This is a genomic window from Virgibacillus sp. DJP39, assembly GCF_049310925.1.
Taxonomy (GTDB): Bacteria; Bacillota; Bacilli; order Bacillales; family Amphibacillaceae; genus Virgibacillus_F.
On sequence record NZ_JBMERP010000056.1, the window covers coordinates 1 to 23,363 of the forward strand.

The window sequence follows — 23,363 nt, forward strand, 5'->3', positions numbered from 1 at the left end:
AGCGTTTAAATAATACTTTATGAAAAAGTTGAGTTATGGTATACTAAATTTAAGTTAATAGAAGTGGTCGGAGATTAGGAGAAACCATGAAACACTAATGTTTTGCACATTAGTTTGTTTTGTGGTTTTTTTATTTATCTCAGGCGAATAATTGAGAATTGGGTATTAAGAAAGGCTGTTTCCTGAAGGATTTTTGTTAACTAAAATCAATAAAATGCGACGTAGTAAAAATTTCTTTTGCCACCGTTCCGGCAGAATACTTCGCTTTCCACGGGCACGACCTCAGTCTCCTCAGAAGCAAAGAACGCTTCTTCCGGGGTCTTCGGACTCGTGCTGTTCCCGTAGGAGTCTTCGTATTCTGCCTTCACTAAATCACGAGGAGGCTGAAGCGTGCAACACAGAAAGCGAGAGTCTTTCCTAAGTGACGGTTGTTCCTTGGCATGAGGAACCTCCGCGGAATGTGTATTTCCGTAGTTTTCACTATCTCGCAGTTTACATCAACTGCGAAGGTTAAAGAGTAACAATACTTACGAAAAAAATGAATGCTGGTAAGAAAATGCTATAAATAAAATTACATGAATACTAATTTTTCGGGCATCTGTATATTAGGTGAATCAATCAATTAGTACATAGGAGTGTGTGGGATGGTCATATTTTCAAGTCATAAACGTCAACATATCTTTGAAAGCTTAACTGAACAAAAACTTGACCTTTTGGTAATCGGTGGGGGAATCACTGGTGCTGGTATTACCCTTGATGCGGCAACAAGAGGACTTAGAACAGGCACTATTGAAATGAACGATTTTGCAGCAGGAACGTCTAGTCGATCAACGAAACTTGTACACGGTGGGCTTCGTTATCTAAAACAATTCGAGATAAAAATGATAGCTGAAGTTGGAAAAGAGCGCGCTATTGTATATGAAAATGGACCACATGTAACGACACCCGAGTGGATGATGCTGCCCTTTCACAAAGGGGGTAATTTTGGTCCTTTAACAACGAACTTTGGTTTACGTGTATATGATTTTCTTGCTGGAGTCAAAAAAGGTGAAAGACGGGAAATGTTTAGACCAGAGGAAGCACTAAAACAGGAGCCACTTATAAAAAAAGATGGGCTGAAGGGTGCAGGATATTATGTAGAATATAAAACAGACGATGCCCGGCTAACAATAGAAGTATTGAAAAAAGCTGTCCAGCACGGTGCACATGTTATAAATTATTCGAAGGCAATCGACTTTATTTATGACAATGATAAAAAAATCACTGGGGTTATCGTAGAGGATCAGTTAACCGGCAGAAAACTGACTATTAACGCCAAAAAGGTTATCAATGCCGGCGGTCCTTGGGTAGATGAGTTACGAGAGGTTGATGGATCGAAAAAGGGTAAGACACTTCATATTACAAAAGGCTCCCATCTTGTGTTTTCCCAAAAGCAATTCCCGTTACAGCAGGCCATTTATTTCGATGCACCAGATGGAAGAATGATATTTGCTATTCCAAGAAACGAAAAGACATATGTTGGAACGACTGATACCACATATGAAGGAGACATTGGTCACCCTACTTTGACGAAAGAAGATCGTACCTACTTACTTCATGCGATAAACTATATGTTTCCTTCACTTGAAATGACTGCTAGTGATGTGGAATCAAGCTGGGCAGGTTTGCGACCATTAATATCTGAAGAAGGAAAAAAACCAGGAGAAATTTCCAGAAAAGATGAGATATTCATTTCTGATTCCGGTTTAATTTCCATGGCTGGAGGCAAACTTACAGGGTATCGAAAAATGGCTGAACAGGCCGTGAATACGGTAGTTGGTCAGTTAAAAAATGAAGAAAATATAATGTATACTGAGTCCGAAACAAAAACATTACCCATTTCAGGTGGTGAAGTTGGGGGTTCGAAAGGCTTTGCTGCATTCAAAAAACGTAAGGTTGCTGAAGCAGTGGGCATAGGTGTGAATGAATCAACTGCTGATTTACTTGTTCAGAGGTATGGATCGAACATCGATGTACTATTTTCAATTTACAAGAATAAACAACAAGAAGCAACAGATGCCAACATGGAACAAACTGTTTTCGCCGAACTAGTATATTGCCTGGAATATGAGTTAGTGTCTAAGCCAACTGATTTCTTTATTCGAAGAACGGGAGCTTTGTATTTTGATATTGATTGGGTTAGAGCCCATAAAGATGGTGTAATCAATTACATGTCATCTGTTTTTAATTGGACATATGAGCACAAACAATCGTGCGTAGATGAGTTAGAGCAATTATTACATGAAGCAGTTACACCTGATTTATAAATTTAAGGGTTGTATCTAGTAGGTTGTTTTCTTAAAGATTGCTGTTTTTGACATAAAATGTATGACGTAGTGAAACTTACTAGACGCAGCAGTTCCGGCAGAATATTTCACTTTCACCACATGGAAAGCGGTTGTCTTTCAGATGCAACGGTCGATTTTCTCGGATAACGGTTGATTATTTAGCACCAGGAGCACGGAAAGCGTAGTGATTTTTCCGCAGCGATTGTGAAGGCAGTGAAAATAATTTTTAGGTATGTCGCACTTTGCATCAACTGGGAAGATTAAAAAGCAACAAAGCTAACGAAAATATCCTTCTAGTAATACTAGGAAAGAACCTCTTCCATATTCAACATGCACATACTGATGCAAACCTTGCATCAGTATGTGCATGTTTTAGTTATATCCACTTATGTATTTGTTTCTATATCTATAATTATTGTCGTTTTTATGGTATACTATAACGATATGTTTCGACATTTAGGGGGATAACTATGCCAGAAGTAAAAAGCAAACAATCAAAAGAAAAATATGATAATGTTGTCCCTTTTATTCCCGATGCTGATTTTTATTTTGTTAAAGGTACTGAATCCTTTCAAAAAAGAAAATTTGATGTTGCTGTTAAATGGATGAAAAAAGCAATTGAATATGCACCAAAAAACCCTTTGTACCACTGTCAATTGTCAATTGTTTATACAGAAATTGGTGCATACCATGCAGCAAATCAGTTGTTAACGAAAGTCCTGCAATCAAGTGGCGACAAGTATGCTGATTGCTATTATTTATTAGCAAACAACTATGCACATTTAGGTTTGTTAAATGATGCAAAAAAATACGCGGAATCTTACCTTACTCATGAACCAGATGGTGACTTTTATGAGGAAGCACATAGTTTACTAGAAATGCTCGATTTCGATGATACGGAAGACGACGATAATGAATGGGAACTTGAAGAAGAAGATGAATTACTCATTTATCAAGAAACCATTTTTAACCATATGGAAAGCTTGGAATGGAATAAGGCACTACCTATCCTCGAAGAAATGCTCGTACTTTTCCCGGAACATAAAATGATTAAGCATGACTATACACAAGTGTTGTTTAAAAACGGGTATGAAGAAGACGCAATTACGATGGAATTAGAAATGCTAATGGAAGATCCTAATAATCTTTTATCTCATATGAATTTAGCAACTTTTTATTTTGAACGTGAAAATGTAGAATATAAAGATCATATTCAAGTACTACTTAACGTTTATTCCATCCATGAACAACAAAAGTTAAAAATTGCGACTACACTTGCCCGAACTAACTATTATCAGGATGCATACAACCGATTTAAACTTTTATCAAAAGGTAAATTAAAGGGGCATTCGTCCTATTATCGCTGGTACAGTATTGCTGCTTTTTATATTGGCAACACTGCAAAGGCGGAATCACTTTGGGATGAGGGTTGTGGACGTCACCCTCTTATGAAAAAAGAAACGCGTCCATTTAATTAAGGATGTGAGCAGAACATTAGACGAACCTGCTCACATCTTATAGTATATATATGGTTTAACTATATTGTAATAAAAGGGGCTGTTCGTAATGTCCGAAGATCGTATGTTTGATGTTATCATAGCGGGTGCAGGGCCGGCAGGAATGACAGCAGCGGTTTACGCTTCTCGTGCAAATTTGGATACGTTAATGATTGAAAGAGGAATACCAGGTGGACAAATGGCAAATACAGAGGATGTAGAAAATTATCCTGGGTATGAGCACATTTTGGGACCAGATTTATCGAACAAAATGTTTGAGCATGCTAAAAAATTCGGTGCAGAATATGCATATGGCGATATAAAAGAAGTTATCGATCATGGTGATTATAAGCTTGTTAAAGCTGGTAAGCATGAATACAAAACACGCACGCTTATTATTACCACAGGTGCTCAATATAAGAAACTGGGAATCACAGGAGAAGAAGAATTAGGTGGACGAGGAGTTTCATATTGTGCAGTTTGTGACGGAGCATTTTTTAAAGAAAAAGAACTTGTTGTAATCGGTGGGGGAGACTCTGCTGTAGAGGAAGGTATTTACCTGACACGTTTTGCAAAAAAAGTAACAATTGTTCACCGACGTGATTCTCTTCGTGCACAAAAGATTATTCAACAGCGTGCATTTGACAATGAAAAAATTGAGTTTATCTGGGATACAGTTGTAAACACAATTAACGGTCCTGAAGGGAAAGTCAGTAGTGTAACACTTGAGGATCGCAATACAAAAGAAACAAGTGAATTTGATGCAGACGGTGTTTTCATCTATATAGGAATGGTACCATTAAGTAAGCCATTTCAATCGTTAGGTATAACGGACGATGAGGGTTATATACCTACTAATGAAAATATGGAGACAAATGTACCTGGTGTATTTGCAGCTGGAGATATCCGAGACAAAGAGCTTCGACAAATTGTGACGGCAACCGGTGACGGAAGTATTGCTGCTCAATCTGCCCAAGGATATATTGAAACTTTATTGGAAGAATTAAAAGCTGTTAAAAATTAGTTTGTTTTTGTTTAAGTGAATATTGTGGAGAATGAAATACAACTAAGGCTTTCACCATTGAAGCCTGGCGATAAAGTATTTTAATAAAGTAATTACTTTTTAACGCTGTTGTAACACATTCGCAACAATTTTGGGGTATACTATATTTAACTAATTGACCCCCTTTTAATAGATAAATTAGTTTTATGCACAGGTGAATCGCACCTGTGCATTTTTTTTGATTATCTTACTCATGGCTTCGTCAAATTTTGTCGAAGTAACTTATTTACTACCTTTACCAAACATATCCTTGTTGGTTTGAATTTATTCATTGTATAATGAAATGTAGAGAAAAGAAGGTAACTTCAAAAACTGGACGATTTAGATAGGAACAAAAAAAGTAAACGTTTGGCGTGTTCCAAGCTGTGACGCACCTAAAGGAATACACTGGCGAATAATATATCGATTATATTTTGAAAGAAGTGTTAATGATGCAACGAGTTACGAACTGCATTTTAATTCATAACAATAGAATATTATTGCTTAAAAAGCCCAGGAGAGGCTGGTACGCGATACCTGGTGGCAAGATGGAGCAAGGCGAGTCCATTAAGGAATCGGTAGTTCGGGAATTTTGGGAAGAGACTTCCTTGCAATTACTAAACCCAGAGGTTACAGGTGTATTCACTTTTACCGTTCACGATCAGATCGATGAGTTTGTTCATGAGTGGATGATGTTTACGTTTGTTTGCCATGATTTTAAAGGTGTGCTGACAGAACACTGTAATGAAGGGATTCTTGAATGGGTTGAAACAGATAAAATAAGTGAACTACCTATGGCCGAAGGGGATAAAAAAATATTTAAGCACGTCCTGTCGAAAAGTGGTATGTTGTATGGTTCTTTTTCATACACAAGAGAATATGACTTGCTTGATGAACGATTAGATCCATATACATCATAAGGGGGAATTCCGATGCCAGAGAAAGAGCAGGAAACTAAATTAATAATTATAACTGGAATGTCTGGTGCTGGGAAGACAGTTGCTGTCCAAAGTTTTGAAGATTTGGGCTATTATTGTGTTGATAACCTTCCGCCTGCATTATTACCGAAGTTTCTTGAATTAATGAGGGATGCAACTAATAATATACAGAAAGTTGCACTCGTTATGGATTTAAGGGGACGAGAGTTTTTTGATTCATTATTTGAAGCGCTTGACATCTTAGGAGAAGAAGAATGGTTACAAGAGCATATTTTATTTTTGGATGCAAAAAATGAAGAGCTTGTAACAAGATATAAAGAAACAAGACGTTCTCATCCATTAGCTGTTGGTGGACTACCACTTGTTGGAATTGAGCAGGAGCGTGTCATCATTGATGAATTACGTGGAAGGGCACAAAGGATAATTGATACAACGAACTTAAAGCCCAGGGAGCTCAGGGAAAAAATACTAAAGGCATACACAGATGATAAACAGGAGATTTTTTCTGTGCACATGGTATCCTTTGGTTTCAAGTATGGTGTACCAATTGACGCTGATTTAGTATTTGATGTTAGATTCTTGCCTAATCCACATTATGTTACACATATGCAGTCTTTAACAGGGTTGAATCCAGAAGTCTCTTCCTATGTGTTTAAATGGTCAGATACTCAGAAGTTCAATGAAAAAGTTCTCGATCTACTGCAGTTTATGCTTCCTCAATATAAAAAAGAGGGGAAGTCCCAGCTGGTAGTAGCAATTGGTTGTACTGGTGGACAGCATCGCTCAGTAGCAATTACCGAACACTTTGCAAAAAAACTATCATCAAATTATATAACACATATCAGCCATCGAGATATAGATAAACGAAAAGGATTGTCCTCATGAGTGAAGAAAACCAACCGAGAATAGTTGTTATTGGTGGTGGAACTGGTATGCCCGTTTTGTTAAGAGGCTTGAAACAACTTCCTGTTCACCTAACAGCTTTAGTGACGGTTTCTGATGATGGCGGCAGTACAGGCAGGCTAAGAAACGGTATGTCTATTCCTGCACCTGGTGACATTCGTAATGTAATTGCAGCATTATCTGACGCGGAACCAATGTTACTGGAGTTATTTCAGCACCGGTTTGAGAACGGTGATGGACTTGTTGGTCACTCTATGGGCAACTTATTACTGGCGGCTATGACTTCGATTACCGGAAATTTTTATACCGGTATTAAAGAAATTTCACGTGTATTTAATGTGAGAGGAAAAGTTTACCCCATTTCAAATGAAAACTTAACCCTGCATGCAGAAATGGAAGACGGGTCAATTGTTATTGGTGAATCAAGTATTCCTTTGGTTAACAAGCGGATTAAGCGCGTGTTTTTAAGTCCAGCAAAAATAAATCCTCTGCCAAATGCAATTCGTGCAATCAAGCGAGCGGACCTAATTGTTATCTCTCCTGGAAGTTTGTATACGAGTATACTCCCTAACATGATTATTCCAAAGATTGATGATGCTATTCGGTCCTCAAAAGGAAAGGTGGTATATGTTTGTAATGTGATGACACAAGCAGGGGAGACCACTTCCTACTCCGCATCCGAACATGTACAGGCCATTATTGACCATGTTGGTGAAGGGTGTTTAGACTCTATTGTAGTTCACAATGAACCGATTCAAAAGTCTATTAGAGATGTATATGCAGAAGAACATGCAGAACCGGTTATTTATGATACAGACCGTCTACTAAAAATGGGTATTCGTATCATTGAAGGCGATATAATTAATTACGATCAAACAACTGTACGACATGATACACATAAAATAGCAAACTTATTGTTATCCATGCTCAATGAGTAGCAGCAATACCCTCATTTAAAAAGGGGAGGTACGAGGGATGTCATTTGCTTCAGAAATTAAAAAAGAATTAACATCCATAGAAATCAATTCTTGTTGTACGTTCTCAGAGCTCTCAGCATTGATTCGAATGAACGGAGTAATCTCTGTTTCAAGGCAGGAATACGTACTGGATGTACAAACAGAAAATGCAGCTATAGCACGTAGAATATATATACTTATAAAATCTCAATATGATTTTCCAGTTGAGCTTTTGGTGAGACGGAAAATGAAGTTGAAAAAGAACAATGTATACATTGTAAGAATGAAAGAGGATGTTAAAAAGCTACTTTTGGATCTTGATATTTTGCAAGAGCCGTATACATTTGTTAGAAGTATTTCACAGAATTATATTAAGAAAACCTGTTGCAAAAAAGCTTATTTACGTGGTGCATTCCTTGCAGGTGGATCAATTAACAATCCGGAAACCTCGTCCTATCATTTAGAAATATCTAATTTTCACCAAGAACATAACGATGCCCTATGTGAATTATTAAACAAATTTAATCTGCACGCAAGAAAACTTGAAAGAAAAAAAGGTTATATTACGTATATAAAAGAAGCAGAAAAAATGACTGAATTCCTAAGCATCATTGGTGCTCATAACGCATTATTTAAATTTGAGGATGTTCGAATCGTTCGCGATATGCGAAATTCTGTAAACCGAATTGTGAACTGCGAAACAGCAAATTTAAACAAAACAATTGGTGCAGCCTTTAGACAAATTGAAAACATAAAATTAATAGACCGTACTGTTGGTCTGGAGGCACTACCTGAGAAATTAAAGGAAATTGCTAAGATTCGTGTAGAACATGAAGATATAACTTTAAAAGAGCTTGGTGAATTGGTAACAAGTGGTAAAATATCAAAGTCTGGTGTAAATCACAGATTAAAAAAAATAGATGAGTTTGCCGATAAAATACGTAATGGGGAAGAAGGTATCAGGAACTAGTTTATAGTAGCGCAAAATAACATTTGCGCACTATTTATGATTGATATTGAATGCGGTTACAAGGGTAACCCAATATAAAGGAGTGGTAAATTTGATTGAGAGGTTAGTGAAAATCGGGCTTAAAACCGGACTTCAGTCGCGACCTGCAGCACATTTCGTACAGGAAGCAAATCAATACAATGCGCACTTATTTCTTGAAAAAGATGGTAAGCGAGTTAATGCCAAGAGTATTATGGGTTTAATGAGTCTCGCAGTTGGTACTGGAGAAACAGTTAAATTTATCGCAGACGGTACAGACGAAGAATTGGCACTAGAAGAATTAGCAGAATTAGTGTCTAAGATTAACTAAAAAACCCCCTGGCATGGAAGGTATTCCATGCCAGGGGGTTTTTAAAACTACTTTTTCTGAAACTATTTATTTTTATCAGTTTTTCTTGATAGGACCTTGTCAATAAGACCGTACTCTACGGCTCTGTCTGCTGTCATAAAGTTATCACGATCTGTATCTTTAGCAATTACATCGACTGACTGTCCACTGCGTTCAGCAAGTATTTCATTAATTTTTTGACGCATTTCAATAATACGCTTCGCATGAATTTCTATATCTGAAGCCTGACCTTGTGTGCCGCCTAGTGGCTGGTGGATCATTACTTCACTGTTTGGAAGCGCATATCTTTTACCTTTTTCACCAGCAACTAATAGAAATGCTCCCATTGAAGCTGCCATTCCTGTACAAATGGTTGATACATCAGCCTTGATGTATTGCATGGTATCGTAAATTGCCATTCCTGCTGTAATAGAACCACCTGGAGAGTTGATATATAATGATATGTCTTTTTCAGGGTCTTCTGCTTCTAGGAATAGTAATTGTGCCATAATAGAGTTTGCAACGTTATCGTCAATTGCGCTGCCTAACATAATTACACGGTCTTTAAGTAAGCGTGAATAGATGTCATATGCACGTTCACCGCGATTTGTCTGTTCAATGACTGTTGGTATTAAATTCATCGATCTTCCTCCTTTTATGTTCAAACATATCCAGTCTGAATGGATAATTTTATCGTAGTTTGACAGGCAAGTTTATCCTATTATTTTAGCAGTTAAGAAAGTATAAATCCTTTCTTACTACATAAGTGCAACTAAGGCTTTTGCCATAAAGGCTTGGCGATAAGCCAAGTTTTCTAAGGTGAGGAATAACTGCCCATACAAGCCCGATTGGTTCAACTAACATTTAGTGGGAAAGAAACCACCAGCTAAATGTTGCTTCACTTTATGATAACTAATAGGTCAAAAAAGGTCAAACGTAAACGCTCAACATTTCAATCTAAAATTCACTTTCCATCATTCCCTATCTGGTTTATATTAAACCACCTGAATGAAATTGATGATAAAAACATGGTTTCTGATACCGTCTAACCGACTATATTAGCTGATATTTGTTTTTAGGGCGCCCCCTTTTACCATACTGCGTAATAATTTCAACTTGACCCTTTGATTCTAAATAATTTAAGTAACGATGTACAGTTTGGTATGCAATTGGTAGTTTTCTTTGAATTTCGTCTATGGTTGAGGGAGAACTTTGGTTATATAAGTAGTTTTTAATGGACAATAATGTATTCTGATTAATCCCCTTTTCAACAAAGACATCATTCTTATCTTCAGTTAATTTACCAATCTTAAGGTTGATACGGATTCTTGAAATTAAATCTGGAGCTTTTATTGGTTTAAGCGCAAAATCGGTAGCACCTGCTTCCAAAAACATATCCGCAACTTCCTGTCGTTCATCTACTGTCAGAATAATAATTGGTACAGTTTTGTTTAGTATGCGAAGTTCTTTTGTTGTTTTAACTCCATCCCAGTTAGGCATATGGTAATCTACTAATACTATGTCTGGTGTAAGTGTTTTAAATAGATCAACCGCAGCTTTTCCAGTAGATGCCTCATACACCCCCCATTCAGCAAATTTACAGATTTCCAGCAATGTAAACCGGATATCTTCATTGTCATCAACTATTAATACGGTTGCGTTCATCACTATCACCTTCTTTATGTACTGGTAGGATGATATTCATCTGAGTATGGGCACCAGGAATACTACTTACCGTAATTCTTCCGTTATGATTTTCCACTATTCGTTTTACAAAAGTTAGACCAATTCCAGATGACTTCTTCGTACTAAACCCATCATCCCAAATGCTTTTCAGATGAGAGGGATGAATCCCAGGGCCATTGTCATGTATCTGAAATAAAACACTATCTCCTAATCTTTTGACATAGATGTTAATAAATCCTGCTTTTCCAGAAAACGAACTAACAGCATTTTCTAAAATATTGGAAATGGCTCGTGCAAAACGGATTTTATTTATGTAAATGTATGGTAAATTATCTTCTAAAAAAATCTCCAGTGCAACTTTCTGTTCGTCTAATTCTAAGTGACTGGTGACATATGAAAGTAGTTCTGCTACCTCAATCGGCTGTTTTATACTTTCATATAATATTTCTGAAATCATGTCTTTCATTTTTTCAATTGAACAGTCCATTCGTGTAAAATAATTTTCAATTGTGCTATCTTCTTTTGTTAATGGAAATTTCATTCTTACTAATGAGGTTAGTCCTTCTATTGTTACAAGAGGGGTTTTTAAGTCATGTACCAATGTGTTAATTTCTTCATAAACAATTTTTTCTCCTAATTCAACACGGGTTTCTGCTAATTCTTCTTCTTGTTCCTGGTACTTCTTTAAGGTATATAGTTGTTTATTAATTAAATAGATTAAAGTTGTAAAAATGAATGCTATTAACAGAAATGCAATGAAGAATATCGTTCCAAGGGTATTAAATAGCTGATTACCGGTAAAGTATGTATCAGCAATTTTCAAGCTTACAGCCATATCATTTGTTCCAATTCCTAGTGTTGAAAGAGCTGGAATTAATTGTAGCCATTCAAAGGCTGTGAGGATTAAAAATAGTATAATAAAATATATACCATAAAAATACTTTTGCTTCGGAATAAAATAATGGACCATTAGGAGTATGCCTATACAAAGCAGGTGACTAAAATAAGAGAGCTGTTCATGATAAATTTGATTATAAATAAAGATTGTTATCATGGTTATGGCTATAAAAGTGTAAGAGAAGCTAGATGATTCCATTGTTTTTGTGACTATAGTGGAAACAAGCATAGATCCATAATAGATAAAAAGAAAAATCAGTACATATTTAGCTACAAAGGAAAATGATGTAATGATAAGACGGCCACTATCCAATAAAGAAATACTCCGGGTGATATTTGTAATAATGTGCGAGGACCAGTCTTGAATAAACACTGGAAGTAATAGCCCGTATCCTAACAAAGTAATTCCTATAGAACCCTTAAGGAAAAGGTTTCCTTGTTTGTTCATGACTAGATCTCCCTTCATCATGTAGTGATGTTAGTTTGATGAAAAGTATAATGATTATCCCAGCAGAGCAGCTGCTTTTTACCGAAAAACGGAATTAAATGGAATTTGTATATCGCCAACGTTATTAACTAGTGTAGTAGGTACGTTATTTTTCCTCAATGCTATTATCACTTCACTCGACAAGCTGAGCTCCTTTAAACCGATAAAATAATGTGCATATGGAATAGATTCATTTATAAACTGTCTCGTATAATCTTCATCACGGTATTTGCCAGAGATATGAACCAAAATAATTGGGAGGTTTGTCCCTTTTGCTTCTTTTAGCAGGTCATTCATGCGAACTTTTTCTTTTTCAAAAGATCGTTGGGTTTGTGCCAAACCATTAGGGCTATATCCTAAAATGATAACCACACTTTGATAATCATATAGATCAGTTGCAAGTGCTCGGGGACGATAATCAATTTCTAAATTTAAGTTTTCTGCCATTTTTTTTATAATCAAACCTTCAGCTGATTGTCCAGTAGAAGTTATCAGTACTTTTTCTTGGCCAATAGGGGCAGGGAGATGGGGATAAGAATTGATGTAATTACTTTTCGTCAACCCACTTGACGCTATTAGAAATATGGATGCTAGAAGAAGGCAAACGAGGGATGGGATGAATTTTTTCGTCATTTTTATAACCTCCTACGTATGATAAAGGTAAAGCTATATAGCTTTACCTTTATCATACTATATTATTTGAATTTATGTTTTATTGTTTTAACCGTGGGTCTAGCGCATCCCGAAGCCCATCCCCAAATAGATTAAATCCCAGTACTACAAAGAAAATAGCTAAACCAGGAAATGCAACTACCCAAGGGGCATTTTGTAAGGCTGCTTGACCATCACTAAGCATTGCTCCCCATTCCGGAGTCGGTGGTTGTGCTCCTAAACCCAGAAAGCTTAAACCAGCTGCATCTAAAATCGCGGTACCAATACCAAGAGTTGCTTGAACGATGATTGGTGCAACGCAGTTTGGTAATACGTGTTGTGTCAATACTCTACTATTTTTTGCTCCAATAGACCTTGCTGCTTCAATGTATTCTGTTTCCTTTACAGATATAACAGCAGAGCGCACAATCCGTGCAAATTGAGGTATTCCCACTATTCCGACCGCAATCATAGCGTTTCTGAGGCTAGGACCAAGAACTGCTACCAATGCTATTGCTAGTAGAATACTAGGAAATGCCAACAAAATGTCCACCAAACGCATAATGATTTGATCTACCCATTTACCAAAATAGCCTGCTATACCACCCAGAGTGACCCCAATTATCATGGATATACCAACGGCAATTAGCCCAATTTGAATGGAAATTCTAGTCCCGTAAACAATTCTACTAAAGATATCGCGACCCAGCGCATCAGTCCCGAACCAATGCTCCATTGAAGGTGACTGGTACTTGTTAAACATATCTAATTCAGTTGTACTATGTGTTGCAATTAAAGGGGCAAATAGAGCAGTAATAAGTAGAATAAGAATGATTAACAAACCAATAAAGGATGTCTTACTTTTCACTATTCTCATCATGGAATCTACCCATAATCGGCTAGAAAAAGGTTGCTTATGTTCCTTAATCTTTGCAGAATTGGGATTTGGACTTGGTTGAAGTGCCATTACACATACATCCTTTCTATAACTACTGGTTGACCTACCATTTCTCAGCTATTTAAATTTATTCGAGGGTCAAAGTACTTGTACAGAACATCTGTAATTAAGTTAACCAGTACGAAGATAATCGCTATGATCAAAATGGTGCTTTGTACAATTGGATAATCGCGTCCTAATACTGCAAGATATACATAGCGGCCAACCCCGGGCCAAGAAAAGATTGTTTCAGTTAATACAGCCCCGCCTAGTAAAAGTCCAAACTGTAATCCAATAACAGTTAGAACAGGCAGGAAAGCATTTTTAAGAGCATGCTGGAAGATGACTAGATGCTTTTTTAAACCTTTGGCGTAAGCTGTACGTATATAATCCTGCTTCATAACCTCTAACATACTTGAACGTGTCATCCGTGCAATAATTGCCATTGGTATAGTGCCTAGTGCAATACCTGGCATTAATAAGTGGAAGAAAGCATCTTTGAAGGCAATCCAATTTCCTGTCAAAATACTATCTAATAAATAAAAGTTTGTTATCGTTTCCAGTTCTAAACCAGTAGATAATCTTCCTGATGGTGGTAAGATGTTGAGTTGAACTGAAAAGAACCAGATCATCATTAACCCTAACCAAAATATAGGGAGAGAAACTCCGAACAAGGCCCCAGTCATACTAATATTGTCGAACCATGAATATTGTTTTACAGCGGCAATAGTACCTGCCAATACACCTACTGTTATGGCTAAGATCATTGCGAAGATGGTCAATTCAACTGTAGCTGGAAGTTTAACCATGATTTCTAAAACAATATCCTCCTTTGATTGAATAGATTCACCAAGATCCCCTTGGACAATTTTCCCCAGGAAGTTACCATATTGGATGATTAATGGATCATTCAAACCAAGTTCCTCGCGAAGCAACTCTAGTTGTGCTTCAGTGGCTTTTTCACCAAGCATACTCCTTGCAGGGTCACCTGGGATAAGGTGTAGTAAAGAGAACGTCAGGATTGTCACCCCAAGTAGAACAGGTATAAGCATGAGAAATCTTCGTATTATGTACTTCAGCATGATTGAATTCCTCCATCATATTGCTCATTAATATTAATCTAGAGCATTTACTAGGAACAGGATAATACAGACTGTTCCTAGTAGCTCAGAGAATGAGTATGGCTATCTATCGTTATTCTTTAATATCTAATAGATTGAAAGGTTCACTACCAGTTGGGTGTGGTATATAATCTACAACACTCTTCTTAGCTGCAATTGGTGGTGTAGTGTGAGCAATAGGGAACCACGGTGCATCCTCATGAATAAGGACTTGCGCCTCCATATATAACTCAGCACGTTTTGATTGATCCATTTCAGTTTGTGCTTCTTTTAATAAATCGTGCACTTCATCACTCTTGTAGAATGCAATGTTACCAGCGGATCCAACTTTTGCATTATCCTTATCTAGTAATACATACATGAAGTTATCTGGGTCACCGTTATCACCGGTCCATCCTAGGAACGCCATGTCGTGTTTACCATTTTCAGTTGCCGTTAGGTGTGTATCCCAATCACTTTCAATAATTTCAACATTAATGTTTACATCTTTTAACATTTGCTGAATTGCTTGAGCTGTGAGTTTAGGCTGTGGCATATATGGTCTTGGATTTGCAAATGTATAAAGGGTAGTGTCAAATCCATCAGCATATCCTGCCTCTGCTAATAACGATTTAGCTTTTTCGATATCATGACCGTAATCCTCAACATCATCATTGTATCCCCACAAAGAAGGTGGTATTGGGTTTTTAGCTGCCTTACCTATTCCTTCATATAAAGTTAGTAGTTTTTCTTTGTCAATTGCCAAGTTAATTGCCTGACGGACTTTTTTCTCAGCCATAGGTCCTTCTTTACTGGTATTCATAGCCATGTAACTAACATTCATGGATGGTCTACGAATAATTTGTAAACTTTCATCACCTTCAGCAGTTTGAATGTCCTGCGGGTTAAGTCCTGTCATCATATCAATGGAACCTGATTGAAGCTCTAAAAAACGTGCTCCATTATCTGGTATGGTACGGATGACAACAGTATCTACATTTGCTGCTTCACCAAAGTAATCTTCATTCTTAGTTAAAGTAATTTGATCATCGGGTACCCATTCCTCAAATACAAATGGTCCAGTTCCCACAGGGTTTTTAAAATAGTTTTCTCCTTGTTTTTCAATTGCATCAGGACTAGCAATTGCAAATGGAGGCATTGCTAAGGTTTGAAGGAATGGAGCATTTGGTTCAGATAGTGTGAATTTAACTTCATAGTCTCCAGTTGCTTCCACGCTCTCAATAATTCCGCCTAAGTCATCTTCTGAAGCACCAAACATATAACCGTAGTAAATGAATTCACCGGACGTTGTCCAACGCTCAAAGTTGAAAACTACATCCTCTGCGGTAAAGTCGGTACCATCATGAAACTTGACACCTTCGCGAAGTGTGAAAGTCCATGTCATACCATCCTCACTTGGTTTCCACTCAGTTGCCAAGGCAGGGCGTACTTCGGTATTTTCTTCTTTGTAGCGAACCAATCCATCATAAATTTGATTCGTTACATAAATTGACTCTCCATCTGTTACTTTAGATGGATCAAGCTGAATGGAATCAGCACCACGAGCAAATATTAGTGTCTTTTCATCATTTTCTTTTGCATTGCTTTCCTTGTTTGTATCCTTAGTTGCATCTTCCGTACATGCACTAAGAACAAGTATTACCAGTAGTAAGAAACTAAACAGTGATAAATAAGTACGTTTTTTCAAATTAAATCCCCCTTAATAAATTCGTTCGTTGTGACTGGCTGAAAATCATGCTAGACTTTTTCAACCACCTCCTTAACAAAGTGACAAGCAGATTGCTGTCCACTTTCTGAAACCCGTTTCATCTCAGGAACCTCGATACGACAAATCTCTTCTGCATAAGGGCATCGAGTATGAAATTTGCACCCTGTTGGTGGGTTAGCAGGAGAAGGAAGGTCACCAGATAAAATAATCCGTTGTTTCTCGTTTTCAGGTCTGGTCTCCGGTATTGCTGATAATAGTGCTTGTGTATAAGGATGTGTTGGATTAGCATAAATATCTTCAGCTTCACCAATCTCCACAAGATTACCAAGATACATAACCGCAACCCGGTCACTTATATGATTCACAACACTTAAATCGTGTGCAATAAACAGATAGGTTAAATCAAATTCATCCTGCAGATCCTCCATTAAATTAATTACTTGTGCCTGAATTGATACATCAAGAGCTGACACCGGTTCATCGCAAATTACAAGTTCAGGTTCAAGTGCTAAGGACCTTGCAATACCGATACGCTGACGCTGACCACCACTAAACTCATGAGGATACCTCTGCTTGTGATAGGAGCTTAATCCAACAACATCTAGTAATCTATCTAATTTTTTGGTTCGTTCACGTTTATTGAAACCAAATATCTTTAGTGGTTCTGTGATTGTTTGTTCAATAGTTTTTCTGGGGTTTAGGGACGCATACGGGTCCTGAAAAATTATTTGCATTTCCCGGCGGAGCTTTCGCAAACGTTCTCCTTTAAAGTAAGTGATATTTTCCCCTTTGAAAAATATTTCACCATCAGTAGGTTCGACTAGCTTTAATAAAATGCGACCTGCGGTTGATTTCCCGCAACCACTCTCGCCTACTAAGCCTAAGGTTTCACCAGCTTTTATTGCAAAAGAAATACCATCAACTGCTTTTAGCACAGGTTTTTCACGGGAAAAGATTGAGTCGGTTTTCAACGGGAAATGTTTTTTTAGGTTCTTTACTTCTAACAGGTTTGTCATTCTGACACCGCCTTCTCTTTTTCTTCATATAGTAAGCAGCGAACATAATGATCAGAATCAATCTCTGTATAACCTGGATCGAGTGTTAAACAGCTTTTCATGACATGTTTACAGCGTGGTGCAAAGCTACAACCTTGAGGTAAATCTGCAAGGTTAGGGGGAGAGCCAACAATTGCCTCTAGTTTCTGTTTCCTTGTCGATATTTTCGGTATAGAGTTCATCAAACCTGTCGTATATGGATGCTTTCCATTGTCAAACAGTTTTTGAGTAGTGGTAAATTCAACAGGTTTTCCAGCGTACATTACCATTACGCGATCGCAAACTTCAGCAACAACACTTAAATCATGTGTAATCATAATGATTGCCATGTTTAATTCCTTTTGCATTTTCTTAAATAGCTCTAAGATTTGTGCTTGGATTGTTACATCTAATGCTGTTGTAGGTTCGTCCGCTATAAGTAGAGATGGGTTGCATGACAACGCTATGGCAATCATAAGCCGTTGACGCATACCACCACTAAATTCGTGTGGATAACTTTTTAGACGGTTTACAGGGTCAGGGATTCCTACCAAATCCAGCAAATCAATGGCTCGGGACTTCGCCTGCTTTCTCGAGATGTTTTCATGTGCAAGTAGTGTCTCTACTATTTGTTTTTCCACTGTAAAAACAGGATTAAGGGAGGTCATAGGATCCTGAAATACCATGGCTATTTCTTTTCCACGAATTTTTCTCATCTGCTTATCTGACTTATGTAAAAGATTTTCTCCTTTAAAATTAATTTCTCCTTTGACAATTTCACCAGGGGGAGATGGGACTAAACCAAGGATTGACATTGCAGTAATACTTTTACCAGAACCCGATTCACCGACAATTCCCAACGTTTCTCCAGGATTCACGTCAAAGCTAACACCATCGACCGCCTTTACTATGCCTGTTTTAGTGAAAAAATGTGTATGTAACTGATCAACTTGTAAAATAGGAGTATCAGCGTTCATATGTATCCTCCTTTTTAAAATAGGTACGAGTTTAAATCTTTGTAATTCATTAAATTATACATGTTCCTATCTCATTATTTTAATTTTTCTCATTTTTCTCAAAAATAAATAAAAGCAGCTTTCCATGAAAAAACACTTGTTTGTTTCTAATGATGACGTTATAATACTCTATGTGTGAATTTTAGATTTTAGTATGCGCCCATAGCTCAGGGGATAGAGCATTGGTTTCCGGTACCAAGGGTCGGGGGTTCAAATCCCTCTGGGCGCACTTATAAATAAAAAATAGCAAGTGCAACGTTTAGATGACGTCGCACTTGCTATTTTTTAATTTTAAAACACAATACTGTACCAGGTTTACTATATCTGTGCTGATCCAAATTACGGAAAGACTTGGTCTTTAAAAGAAGCTAAGTTCATTTGAAATATTTTCTGTAAAATTTTAAATGTAAAATATGCAGCCAAAATAAAAGTGGATATACCAAGGTAGAGTACCAGAATGTCCATTCGTTGTGATAAAAGTAACCTGATTTTATGGATAACCACTCATATAACAGACAAAAAATAGTTGCTATAAAAATGTAGGAACTTTTTATAAAAAATGATCTTTCGTACGGAAAATAGTTCACATACAAAGCTCCAGCTGTTGAAAAGATAAACAATATAGGTAAAAAACCTGCAAATTGTACACCGGGTTCAAAGTAACCATAAAAATTGTACTTTAGGTCGAATGTTATATCTGTTACAAATCCTAATAAAATTGAAAACAGAGATACGGCATATAATTCGTTCAAAGGTAATCTTTTTTTTGCAACTTTCACTGCCAGAGTGAAGGCGAATATTGAGATAATTAAAAAAGCCATTTTACGTTCCTTTCATTATATGTATTACACCTTAATACTTTCAATTCTTACCAATTTACTTGGATAAATACAATACAAGGAAAGTTAAATCTATAATTTTGGATTTGCCTCTCCTTTTTAATCTTGCCGCTTGTCGTTTTGTACATTTTTATTGATCGCAAGAAAATATTCCAATTATGTTTTTACGGATATACGTATCATATTTCGGTTGCTTATCTTGATACGGCTATGATCCAATTTGGACTGTGGGAATACCATTACTCTCTTTTGCCCTTTTTCTCCACCGGCCTCTCCATTGACGCATCGTTTCTACCAGTAGTTTATATTTTTGTGTACCAACTATCTATTAACAGGAAAATTAATTTCTTTCTTCTTTCTCTGGGTGTAAGCTTATTTTTAGGGCTTAGCTATGCTGGTATCTTACAAATGTTTGATATGTTTGTACTACATAAGTGGATGAATAATTTTTATGTATTTGTAATAGATTTTGGACTATCAATAATTACCCTATTACTAACCAGGTTTTCTAAAAAACGCTCCAAAGTGAAAACAAGGAATCCAATATATATGGAATTCCTTGTTTTTATTCATCTTCCATAATTTAACTTAAACGTTTATATGGAGTTGTATATAGGATTTTCTTTTTATATAAATAGGCAATGGTGTTTAACATTGAGACGGGAATCTTTTTAGGAAAATAGGTTTTGTTATACCATGTGAAAAAAACCTTTTTTAAATCAGTCCACTGCTGACAATCTTTAACCTGTCTAAACCTAGCTACATCAATTAGTTTCACTTTTCCTCCAGGGGTAAGTATGATGTTTCGAAGGTGTATGTCAGAAGGGTTTAACCCAGCTTCTCTCGCTAAAAATAGAGCATAATCTGTTTCTTTTATGGTTTTCTGCGTAAGTTTAATTCCTTTTGACAAACACTCAAATAAGGTATCGCCTTCAATATAGTCTATCAACAGGAAATTCTCACCTGCTTCGTATAATGTAGGATAATACGGATTACCTTCTAGTATTTTGTATACTGCAGCTTCTTCCTTAGCTATATCCGTGCAGTTTGGGAAGAAGACTTTAAGCGCTTTATCGGTAAATTGTATTTTAAAGACAACCGCACTTCTGCCGGCGCCAATTAATTCCAATGTCGAATTTTTATCTGAGACTGAAATATCGTTTTTATTTATTTTGAATCTCACACTATTAGCAAGTTCGACTGTCGAGTTCAAGTCCAACACCCCTTTCATTCATAATATAGGGTGAAAAGTATTATCGCTACTAAATTGTATTAATTGTATTATTATATAGTTTGTTTTATGTAAAGAGAACGTGATATTTTATAGGAACAAAAGTTTTTTTGCAGTAAAAAGGAATAGGTTTTATTTTAAAGCACACACTAGAAGGGGAGAAAAACATGTTACGTATAATCTTCTACTCAAAAGAGAGATGTTCACTTTGTGATGAGGCACTAGCTTTACTTGAATTATTAAGAAATGAATTTCCGTCTACACTTGAAATACGTGACATTTATTCTAATGATGAATGGTTGGAGAAATATCATTTTTCAATCCCAGTGATAAACATTGATGGAGTTGAATTGGATTGCGAAGAGATTTCTTATGAAACATTGGAAGCTACTCTAAAAGAAGCAAACGATAAGCGTAAGGCTTGAAATTTTGAATTAGTATGATACTATTATAGTAAGCAAATAAGGAATTTGCGTATTTTTTTGCAAGTGACAGGACAAAAAACGTCCGGCCGGGACTTATTTGTCCAATTAAGGAGTAACATTATGCAATCATTGATTGATTTGCAAAAAAAAATATTTCCAGACCTTTTAGAGGTAATGAAGCACCGTTATGCAATCCTGCAAACGATTAACCTGTTCCAGCCAATTGGACGTCGAAGTTTATCTGAACGTGCAAAACTGACTGAACGAACAGTTCGCGGAGAGGTTGAGTTTTTACAAAAACATCAAATGATTGATGTATCTGGAAAAGGAATGCACATTACTGAAGAGGGGAAAGGTATACTCGATCAGTTAGCCTTGTTCATGAGAGATATTACAGGACTAAGTGTTTTAGAAACCCAGTTACAGGATAAGTTAACTATAGAGAAGGTTACAGTTGTCCGTGGAAATAGTGACAAAGATGACTGGGTAAAACAAGAAATGGGAAAAGAAGTTATGAAATATTTGCAGTCCCATGTAGCTAACAAACAAACCATTGCCGTTACTGGTGGCTCTACAATGGCAGCAATCGCACATGTAATGTCACCCTTTAAAAATGCTGGTAATTGTTTATTTGTTCCTGCAAGAGGTGGTGTTGGTGAAAAGGTCGAAAGTCAGGCAAATACAATTGTCGCTGAAATGGCCAAACGTGCTGACGGTGATTACCGGATGCTGTACGTACCAGACCCACTTAGCGAACAATCCTATCAAACCATGTTAAAAGAGCCATCTATCCAAGAGATCACTGAGCTAATCCGCTCAGCAGATATAATTTTGCACGGTATAGGTGACGCCCTAACAATGGCTAATCGAAGAAAATCAAATGATGACCTGATCAATCAGCTGGAAACGAATCGAGCTGTCAGCGAGGCATTTGGCTATTATTTTAATAGGCAGGGTGATGTGGTTCATAAAGTTAGAACAATTGGGATCCAGTTAGAGGATTTAAAGGCAGTTAATAAAGTAGTTGCGATTGCTGGTGGTGATTCAAAAGCACAAGCAATAACATCCTATTTTAATCAAGGGAAAGCGGATTTACTCATAACAGATGAAGCAGCTGCAGAAGCAATCATCAATGGTTAAATTCTTAACATAAATGATTTAGGTAACTATACATTAGGAGGAAATAAAATGACAGTAAAAGTAGGTATTAACGGATTTGGACGTATTGGACGTAATGTATTCCGCCAGGCACTAAAAAATAACGATGTTGAAGTTGTAGCAGTTAACGACTTAACAGATGCTGACATGTTAGCACATCTATTAAAATACGATTCTGTTCACGGTCAACTTGAGCAGGAAGTAACAGTTAACGGCACGAATATTGTTGTTGGCGGTAAAGAAATTAAGGTACTAACCGAGCGTGATCCAGCTAATCTTGGTTGGGGAGATCTTGGTGTTGAAATCGTAATTGAGTCTACTGGTCGCTTTACTAACCGTGAAGATGCTAAGAAGCACATTGATGCTGGTGCTAAAAAAGTAATTATCTCAGCTCCTGCAAAAGAAGAGGACCTTACAATGGTAATGGGTGTGAACGAAACAGATTATGATTCCAACAAACACCATATTGTTTCGAATGCTTCATGTACAACAAACTGTATCGCGCCACTGGCGAAAGTTTTACACGATAGCTTCGGACTTAAACGCGGACTTATGACTACTGTTCATTCTTATACAAATGACCAGCAAATTCTTGATTTACCACATAAAGATTATCGTCGTGCACGTGCAGCAGCACAAAACATTATTCCAACTACAACTGGAGCTGCAAAAGTGGTAGGTAAAGTATTACCTGAACTTGAAGGTAAGCTGAATGGAATGGCAGTACGCGTTCCAACACCTGATGGTTCATTAGTGGATTTAGTTGCTGAACTTGATAAAAATGTAACAGCAGAAGACGTAAACAAAGCATTTAAAGAAGCTGCAGAAGGAAACCTAAAAGGTGTTCTTGGTTACACTGAAGAACCGATTGTATCGTCTGATATTATTGGTAACACGTATTCATCTTATTTTGATGGTTTATCTACTATGGTTCTTGAAGATAATATGGTAAAAGTAGTATCTTGGTATGATAATGAAATGGCATACTCAGCGCGTTGTGTTGATTTGGCTGTTTACATCAAAAATCAAGGACTATAAGAAAGGCAAAAGCGCCGTGTTAACAAATTTATTAGTTGCTGGGCGCTGGAGCTAGACAGAAAGTTCATATATACTAAGAGGAGGGACTTTTTTCCTTCTCTTTTTCTTTAGCAGGTAAGAAAGTATAAGATCTTTC

General features: G+C 36.9%; 22 protein-coding genes and 1 tRNA gene. 12 read left to right on the forward strand and 11 right to left on the reverse strand.

Annotation, left to right across the window (positions count from 1 at the left end):
- The first annotated feature begins 644 nt into the window (after positions 1 to 644).
- The 8 genes from ACOI1D_RS15335 (at position 645) to ACOI1D_RS15370 (ending at position 8,981) form a co-directional block, all read left to right on the forward strand.
- Positions 645 to 2,306 (forward strand): glycerol-3-phosphate dehydrogenase/oxidase, encoded by a 1,662-nt coding sequence (locus tag ACOI1D_RS15335; RefSeq protein ID WP_422502324.1) that lies wholly within the window; start codon positions 645 to 647, stop codon positions 2,304 to 2,306.
- Between the two features lie 491 nt (positions 2,307 to 2,797).
- Positions 2,798 to 3,805 carry a tetratricopeptide repeat protein gene (locus ACOI1D_RS15340; RefSeq protein WP_422502326.1) on the forward strand — a complete coding sequence of 336 codons (1,008 nt, stop codon included), beginning with the start codon at positions 2,798 to 2,800 and terminating at the stop codon, positions 3,803 to 3,805.
- Between the two features lie 88 nt (positions 3,806 to 3,893).
- The gene (gene trxB, locus ACOI1D_RS15345; protein ID WP_422502328.1) at positions 3,894 to 4,847 is read left to right on the forward strand and encodes a thioredoxin-disulfide reductase; all 954 of its coding nucleotides are present in this window, start codon (positions 3,894 to 3,896) and stop codon (positions 4,845 to 4,847) included.
- A gap of 470 nt (positions 4,848 to 5,317) precedes the next feature.
- The gene (locus tag ACOI1D_RS15350) at positions 5,318 to 5,785 is read left to right on the forward strand and encodes an 8-oxo-dGTP diphosphatase (protein WP_422502330.1); all 468 of its coding nucleotides are present in this window, start codon (positions 5,318 to 5,320) and stop codon (positions 5,783 to 5,785) included.
- Positions 5,786 to 5,797: 12 nt separating this feature from the next.
- Positions 5,798 to 6,688: an RNase adapter RapZ gene (gene rapZ, locus ACOI1D_RS15355; RefSeq protein ID WP_422502332.1), complete on the forward strand. Its 891-nt coding sequence runs from the start codon at positions 5,798 to 5,800 to the stop codon at positions 6,686 to 6,688.
- Positions 6,685 to 7,644 (forward strand): gluconeogenesis factor YvcK family protein, encoded by a 960-nt coding sequence (locus tag ACOI1D_RS15360; RefSeq protein WP_422502333.1) that lies wholly within the window; start codon positions 6,685 to 6,687, stop codon positions 7,642 to 7,644. The genes rapZ and ACOI1D_RS15360 overlap by 4 nt, the downstream gene beginning before the upstream one ends.
- Before the next feature lie 37 nt (positions 7,645 to 7,681).
- Positions 7,682 to 8,632: a DNA-binding protein WhiA gene (gene whiA, locus ACOI1D_RS15365; RefSeq protein ID WP_422502335.1), complete on the forward strand. Its 951-nt coding sequence runs from the start codon at positions 7,682 to 7,684 to the stop codon at positions 8,630 to 8,632.
- Between the two features lie 91 nt (positions 8,633 to 8,723).
- Positions 8,724 to 8,981, forward strand: coding sequence for an HPr family phosphocarrier protein (locus ACOI1D_RS15370; RefSeq protein ID WP_422502336.1), 258 nt, complete (start codon positions 8,724 to 8,726; stop codon positions 8,979 to 8,981).
- Positions 8,982 to 9,043: 62 nt separating this feature from the next.
- Here ACOI1D_RS15370 and clpP read toward each other — a convergent pair whose 3' ends face one another.
- The 9 genes from clpP to ACOI1D_RS15415 all read right to left on the reverse strand — a co-directional run bounded on the left by clpP (position 9,044) and on the right by ACOI1D_RS15415 (position 18,497).
- Positions 9,044 to 9,640 carry an ATP-dependent Clp endopeptidase proteolytic subunit ClpP gene (gene clpP / locus ACOI1D_RS15375; RefSeq protein WP_422502338.1) on the reverse strand — a complete coding sequence of 199 codons (597 nt, stop codon included), beginning with the start codon at positions 9,638 to 9,640 and terminating at the stop codon, positions 9,044 to 9,046.
- Between the two features lie 412 nt (positions 9,641 to 10,052).
- Positions 10,053 to 10,664, reverse strand: coding sequence for a response regulator (locus ACOI1D_RS15380; RefSeq protein WP_422502339.1), 612 nt, complete (start codon positions 10,662 to 10,664; stop codon positions 10,053 to 10,055).
- Positions 10,639 to 12,030: a sensor histidine kinase gene (locus ACOI1D_RS15385; RefSeq protein ID WP_422502341.1), complete on the reverse strand. Its 1,392-nt coding sequence runs from the start codon at positions 12,028 to 12,030 to the stop codon at positions 10,639 to 10,641. The genes ACOI1D_RS15380 and ACOI1D_RS15385 overlap by 26 nt, the downstream gene beginning before the upstream one ends.
- Positions 12,031 to 12,108: 78 nt before the next feature.
- Entirely contained in the window at positions 12,109 to 12,702 is a 594-nt protein-coding gene (locus ACOI1D_RS15390) for a DUF6305 family protein (protein ID WP_422502343.1), read from the reverse strand.
- 79 nt (positions 12,703 to 12,781) lie between these two features.
- Positions 12,782 to 13,687, reverse strand: coding sequence for a nickel transporter permease (gene nikC / locus ACOI1D_RS15395; RefSeq protein WP_422502344.1), 906 nt, complete (start codon positions 13,685 to 13,687; stop codon positions 12,782 to 12,784).
- A gap of 44 nt (positions 13,688 to 13,731) precedes the next feature.
- The gene (locus tag ACOI1D_RS15400; RefSeq protein ID WP_422502346.1) at positions 13,732 to 14,739 is read right to left on the reverse strand and encodes an ABC transporter permease; all 1,008 of its coding nucleotides are present in this window, start codon (positions 14,737 to 14,739) and stop codon (positions 13,732 to 13,734) included.
- Positions 14,740 to 14,851: 112 nt separating this feature from the next.
- Positions 14,852 to 16,465, reverse strand: a complete 1,614-nt coding sequence (locus ACOI1D_RS15405; RefSeq protein ID WP_422502348.1) for an ABC transporter substrate-binding protein — start codon at positions 16,463 to 16,465, stop codon at positions 14,852 to 14,854.
- A 50-nt stretch (positions 16,466 to 16,515) separates the two neighbouring features.
- A complete protein-coding gene (locus ACOI1D_RS15410) occupies positions 16,516 to 17,502 on the reverse strand; it encodes an ABC transporter ATP-binding protein (protein WP_422502350.1) in 987 nt (328 codons plus the stop codon).
- Positions 17,499 to 18,497 (reverse strand): ABC transporter ATP-binding protein, encoded by a 999-nt coding sequence (locus tag ACOI1D_RS15415; protein ID WP_422502351.1) that lies wholly within the window; start codon positions 18,495 to 18,497, stop codon positions 17,499 to 17,501. Before ACOI1D_RS15415 ends, ACOI1D_RS15410 begins: the two co-directional genes overlap by 4 nt.
- Before the next feature lie 195 nt (positions 18,498 to 18,692).
- Here ACOI1D_RS15415 and ACOI1D_RS15420 point away from each other — a divergent pair.
- Positions 18,693 to 18,765 (forward strand) — tRNA-Arg (locus ACOI1D_RS15420).
- 145 nt (positions 18,766 to 18,910) lie between these two features.
- Here ACOI1D_RS15420 and ACOI1D_RS15425 read toward each other — a convergent pair.
- Complete coding sequence (locus ACOI1D_RS15425) at positions 18,911 to 19,357, reverse strand: CBO0543 family protein (protein ID WP_422502352.1); 447 nt, start codon at positions 19,355 to 19,357, stop codon at positions 18,911 to 18,913.
- Between the two features lie 601 nt (positions 19,358 to 19,958).
- Entirely contained in the window at positions 19,959 to 20,597 is a 639-nt protein-coding gene (locus ACOI1D_RS15430; protein ID WP_422502361.1) for a protein kinase family protein, read from the reverse strand.
- A gap of 176 nt (positions 20,598 to 20,773) precedes the next feature.
- Here ACOI1D_RS15430 and ACOI1D_RS15435 point away from each other — a divergent pair, with 176 nt between their 5' ends.
- From ACOI1D_RS15435 to gap, 3 genes are all read left to right on the forward strand, one after another.
- The gene (locus tag ACOI1D_RS15435; protein WP_422502354.1) at positions 20,774 to 21,031 is read left to right on the forward strand and encodes a glutaredoxin family protein; all 258 of its coding nucleotides are present in this window, start codon (positions 20,774 to 20,776) and stop codon (positions 21,029 to 21,031) included.
- Positions 21,032 to 21,151: 120 nt separating this feature from the next.
- Positions 21,152 to 22,171: a sugar-binding transcriptional regulator gene (locus ACOI1D_RS15440; RefSeq protein ID WP_422502356.1), complete on the forward strand. Its 1,020-nt coding sequence runs from the start codon at positions 21,152 to 21,154 to the stop codon at positions 22,169 to 22,171.
- Between the two features lie 48 nt (positions 22,172 to 22,219).
- On the forward strand, positions 22,220 to 23,227 hold the full coding sequence (gene gap, locus ACOI1D_RS15445; protein WP_422502358.1) for a type I glyceraldehyde-3-phosphate dehydrogenase: 1,008 nt from the start codon (positions 22,220 to 22,222) through the stop codon (positions 23,225 to 23,227).
- The last annotated feature ends 136 nt before the right edge of the window (positions 23,228 to 23,363 follow it).

Excerpts from the sequence above, each read along its gene's own strand:
- ACOI1D_RS15335 (WP_422502324.1), top strand. The coding sequence starts at position 645 with ATGGTCATATTTTCAAGTCATAAACGTCAACATATCTTTGAAAGCTTA.
- ACOI1D_RS15340 (WP_422502326.1), top strand. The coding sequence starts at position 2,798 with ATGCCAGAAGTAAAAAGCAAACAATCAAAAGAAAAATATGATAATGTT.
- trxB (WP_422502328.1), top strand. The coding sequence starts at position 3,894 with ATGTCCGAAGATCGTATGTTTGATGTTATCATAGCGGGTGCAGGGCCG.
- ACOI1D_RS15350 (WP_422502330.1), top strand. The coding sequence starts at position 5,318 with ATGCAACGAGTTACGAACTGCATTTTAATTCATAACAATAGAATATTA.
- rapZ (WP_422502332.1), top strand. The coding sequence starts at position 5,798 with ATGCCAGAGAAAGAGCAGGAAACTAAATTAATAATTATAACTGGAATG.
- ACOI1D_RS15360 (WP_422502333.1), top strand. The coding sequence starts at position 6,685 with ATGAGTGAAGAAAACCAACCGAGAATAGTTGTTATTGGTGGTGGAACT.
- whiA (WP_422502335.1), top strand. The coding sequence starts at position 7,682 with ATGTCATTTGCTTCAGAAATTAAAAAAGAATTAACATCCATAGAAATC.
- clpP (WP_422502338.1), bottom strand. The coding sequence starts at position 9,640 with ATGAATTTAATACCAACAGTCATTGAACAGACAAATCGCGGTGAACGT.
- ACOI1D_RS15380 (WP_422502339.1), bottom strand. The coding sequence starts at position 10,664 with ATGAACGCAACCGTATTAATAGTTGATGACAATGAAGATATCCGGTTT.
- ACOI1D_RS15385 (WP_422502341.1), bottom strand. The coding sequence starts at position 12,030 with ATGAACAAACAAGGAAACCTTTTCCTTAAGGGTTCTATAGGAATTACT.
- ACOI1D_RS15390 (WP_422502343.1), bottom strand. The coding sequence starts at position 12,702 with ATGACGAAAAAATTCATCCCATCCCTCGTTTGCCTTCTTCTAGCATCC.
- nikC (WP_422502344.1), bottom strand. The coding sequence starts at position 13,687 with ATGGCACTTCAACCAAGTCCAAATCCCAATTCTGCAAAGATTAAGGAA.
- ACOI1D_RS15400 (WP_422502346.1), bottom strand. The coding sequence starts at position 14,739 with ATGCTGAAGTACATAATACGAAGATTTCTCATGCTTATACCTGTTCTA.
- ACOI1D_RS15410 (WP_422502350.1), bottom strand. The coding sequence starts at position 17,502 with ATGACAAACCTGTTAGAAGTAAAGAACCTAAAAAAACATTTCCCGTTG.
- ACOI1D_RS15415 (WP_422502351.1), bottom strand. The coding sequence starts at position 18,497 with ATGAACGCTGATACTCCTATTTTACAAGTTGATCAGTTACATACACAT.
- ACOI1D_RS15425 (WP_422502352.1), bottom strand. The coding sequence starts at position 19,357 with ATGGCTTTTTTAATTATCTCAATATTCGCCTTCACTCTGGCAGTGAAA.
- ACOI1D_RS15435 (WP_422502354.1), top strand. The coding sequence starts at position 20,774 with ATGTTACGTATAATCTTCTACTCAAAAGAGAGATGTTCACTTTGTGAT.
- ACOI1D_RS15440 (WP_422502356.1), top strand. The coding sequence starts at position 21,152 with ATGCAATCATTGATTGATTTGCAAAAAAAAATATTTCCAGACCTTTTA.
- gap (WP_422502358.1), top strand. The coding sequence starts at position 22,220 with ATGACAGTAAAAGTAGGTATTAACGGATTTGGACGTATTGGACGTAAT.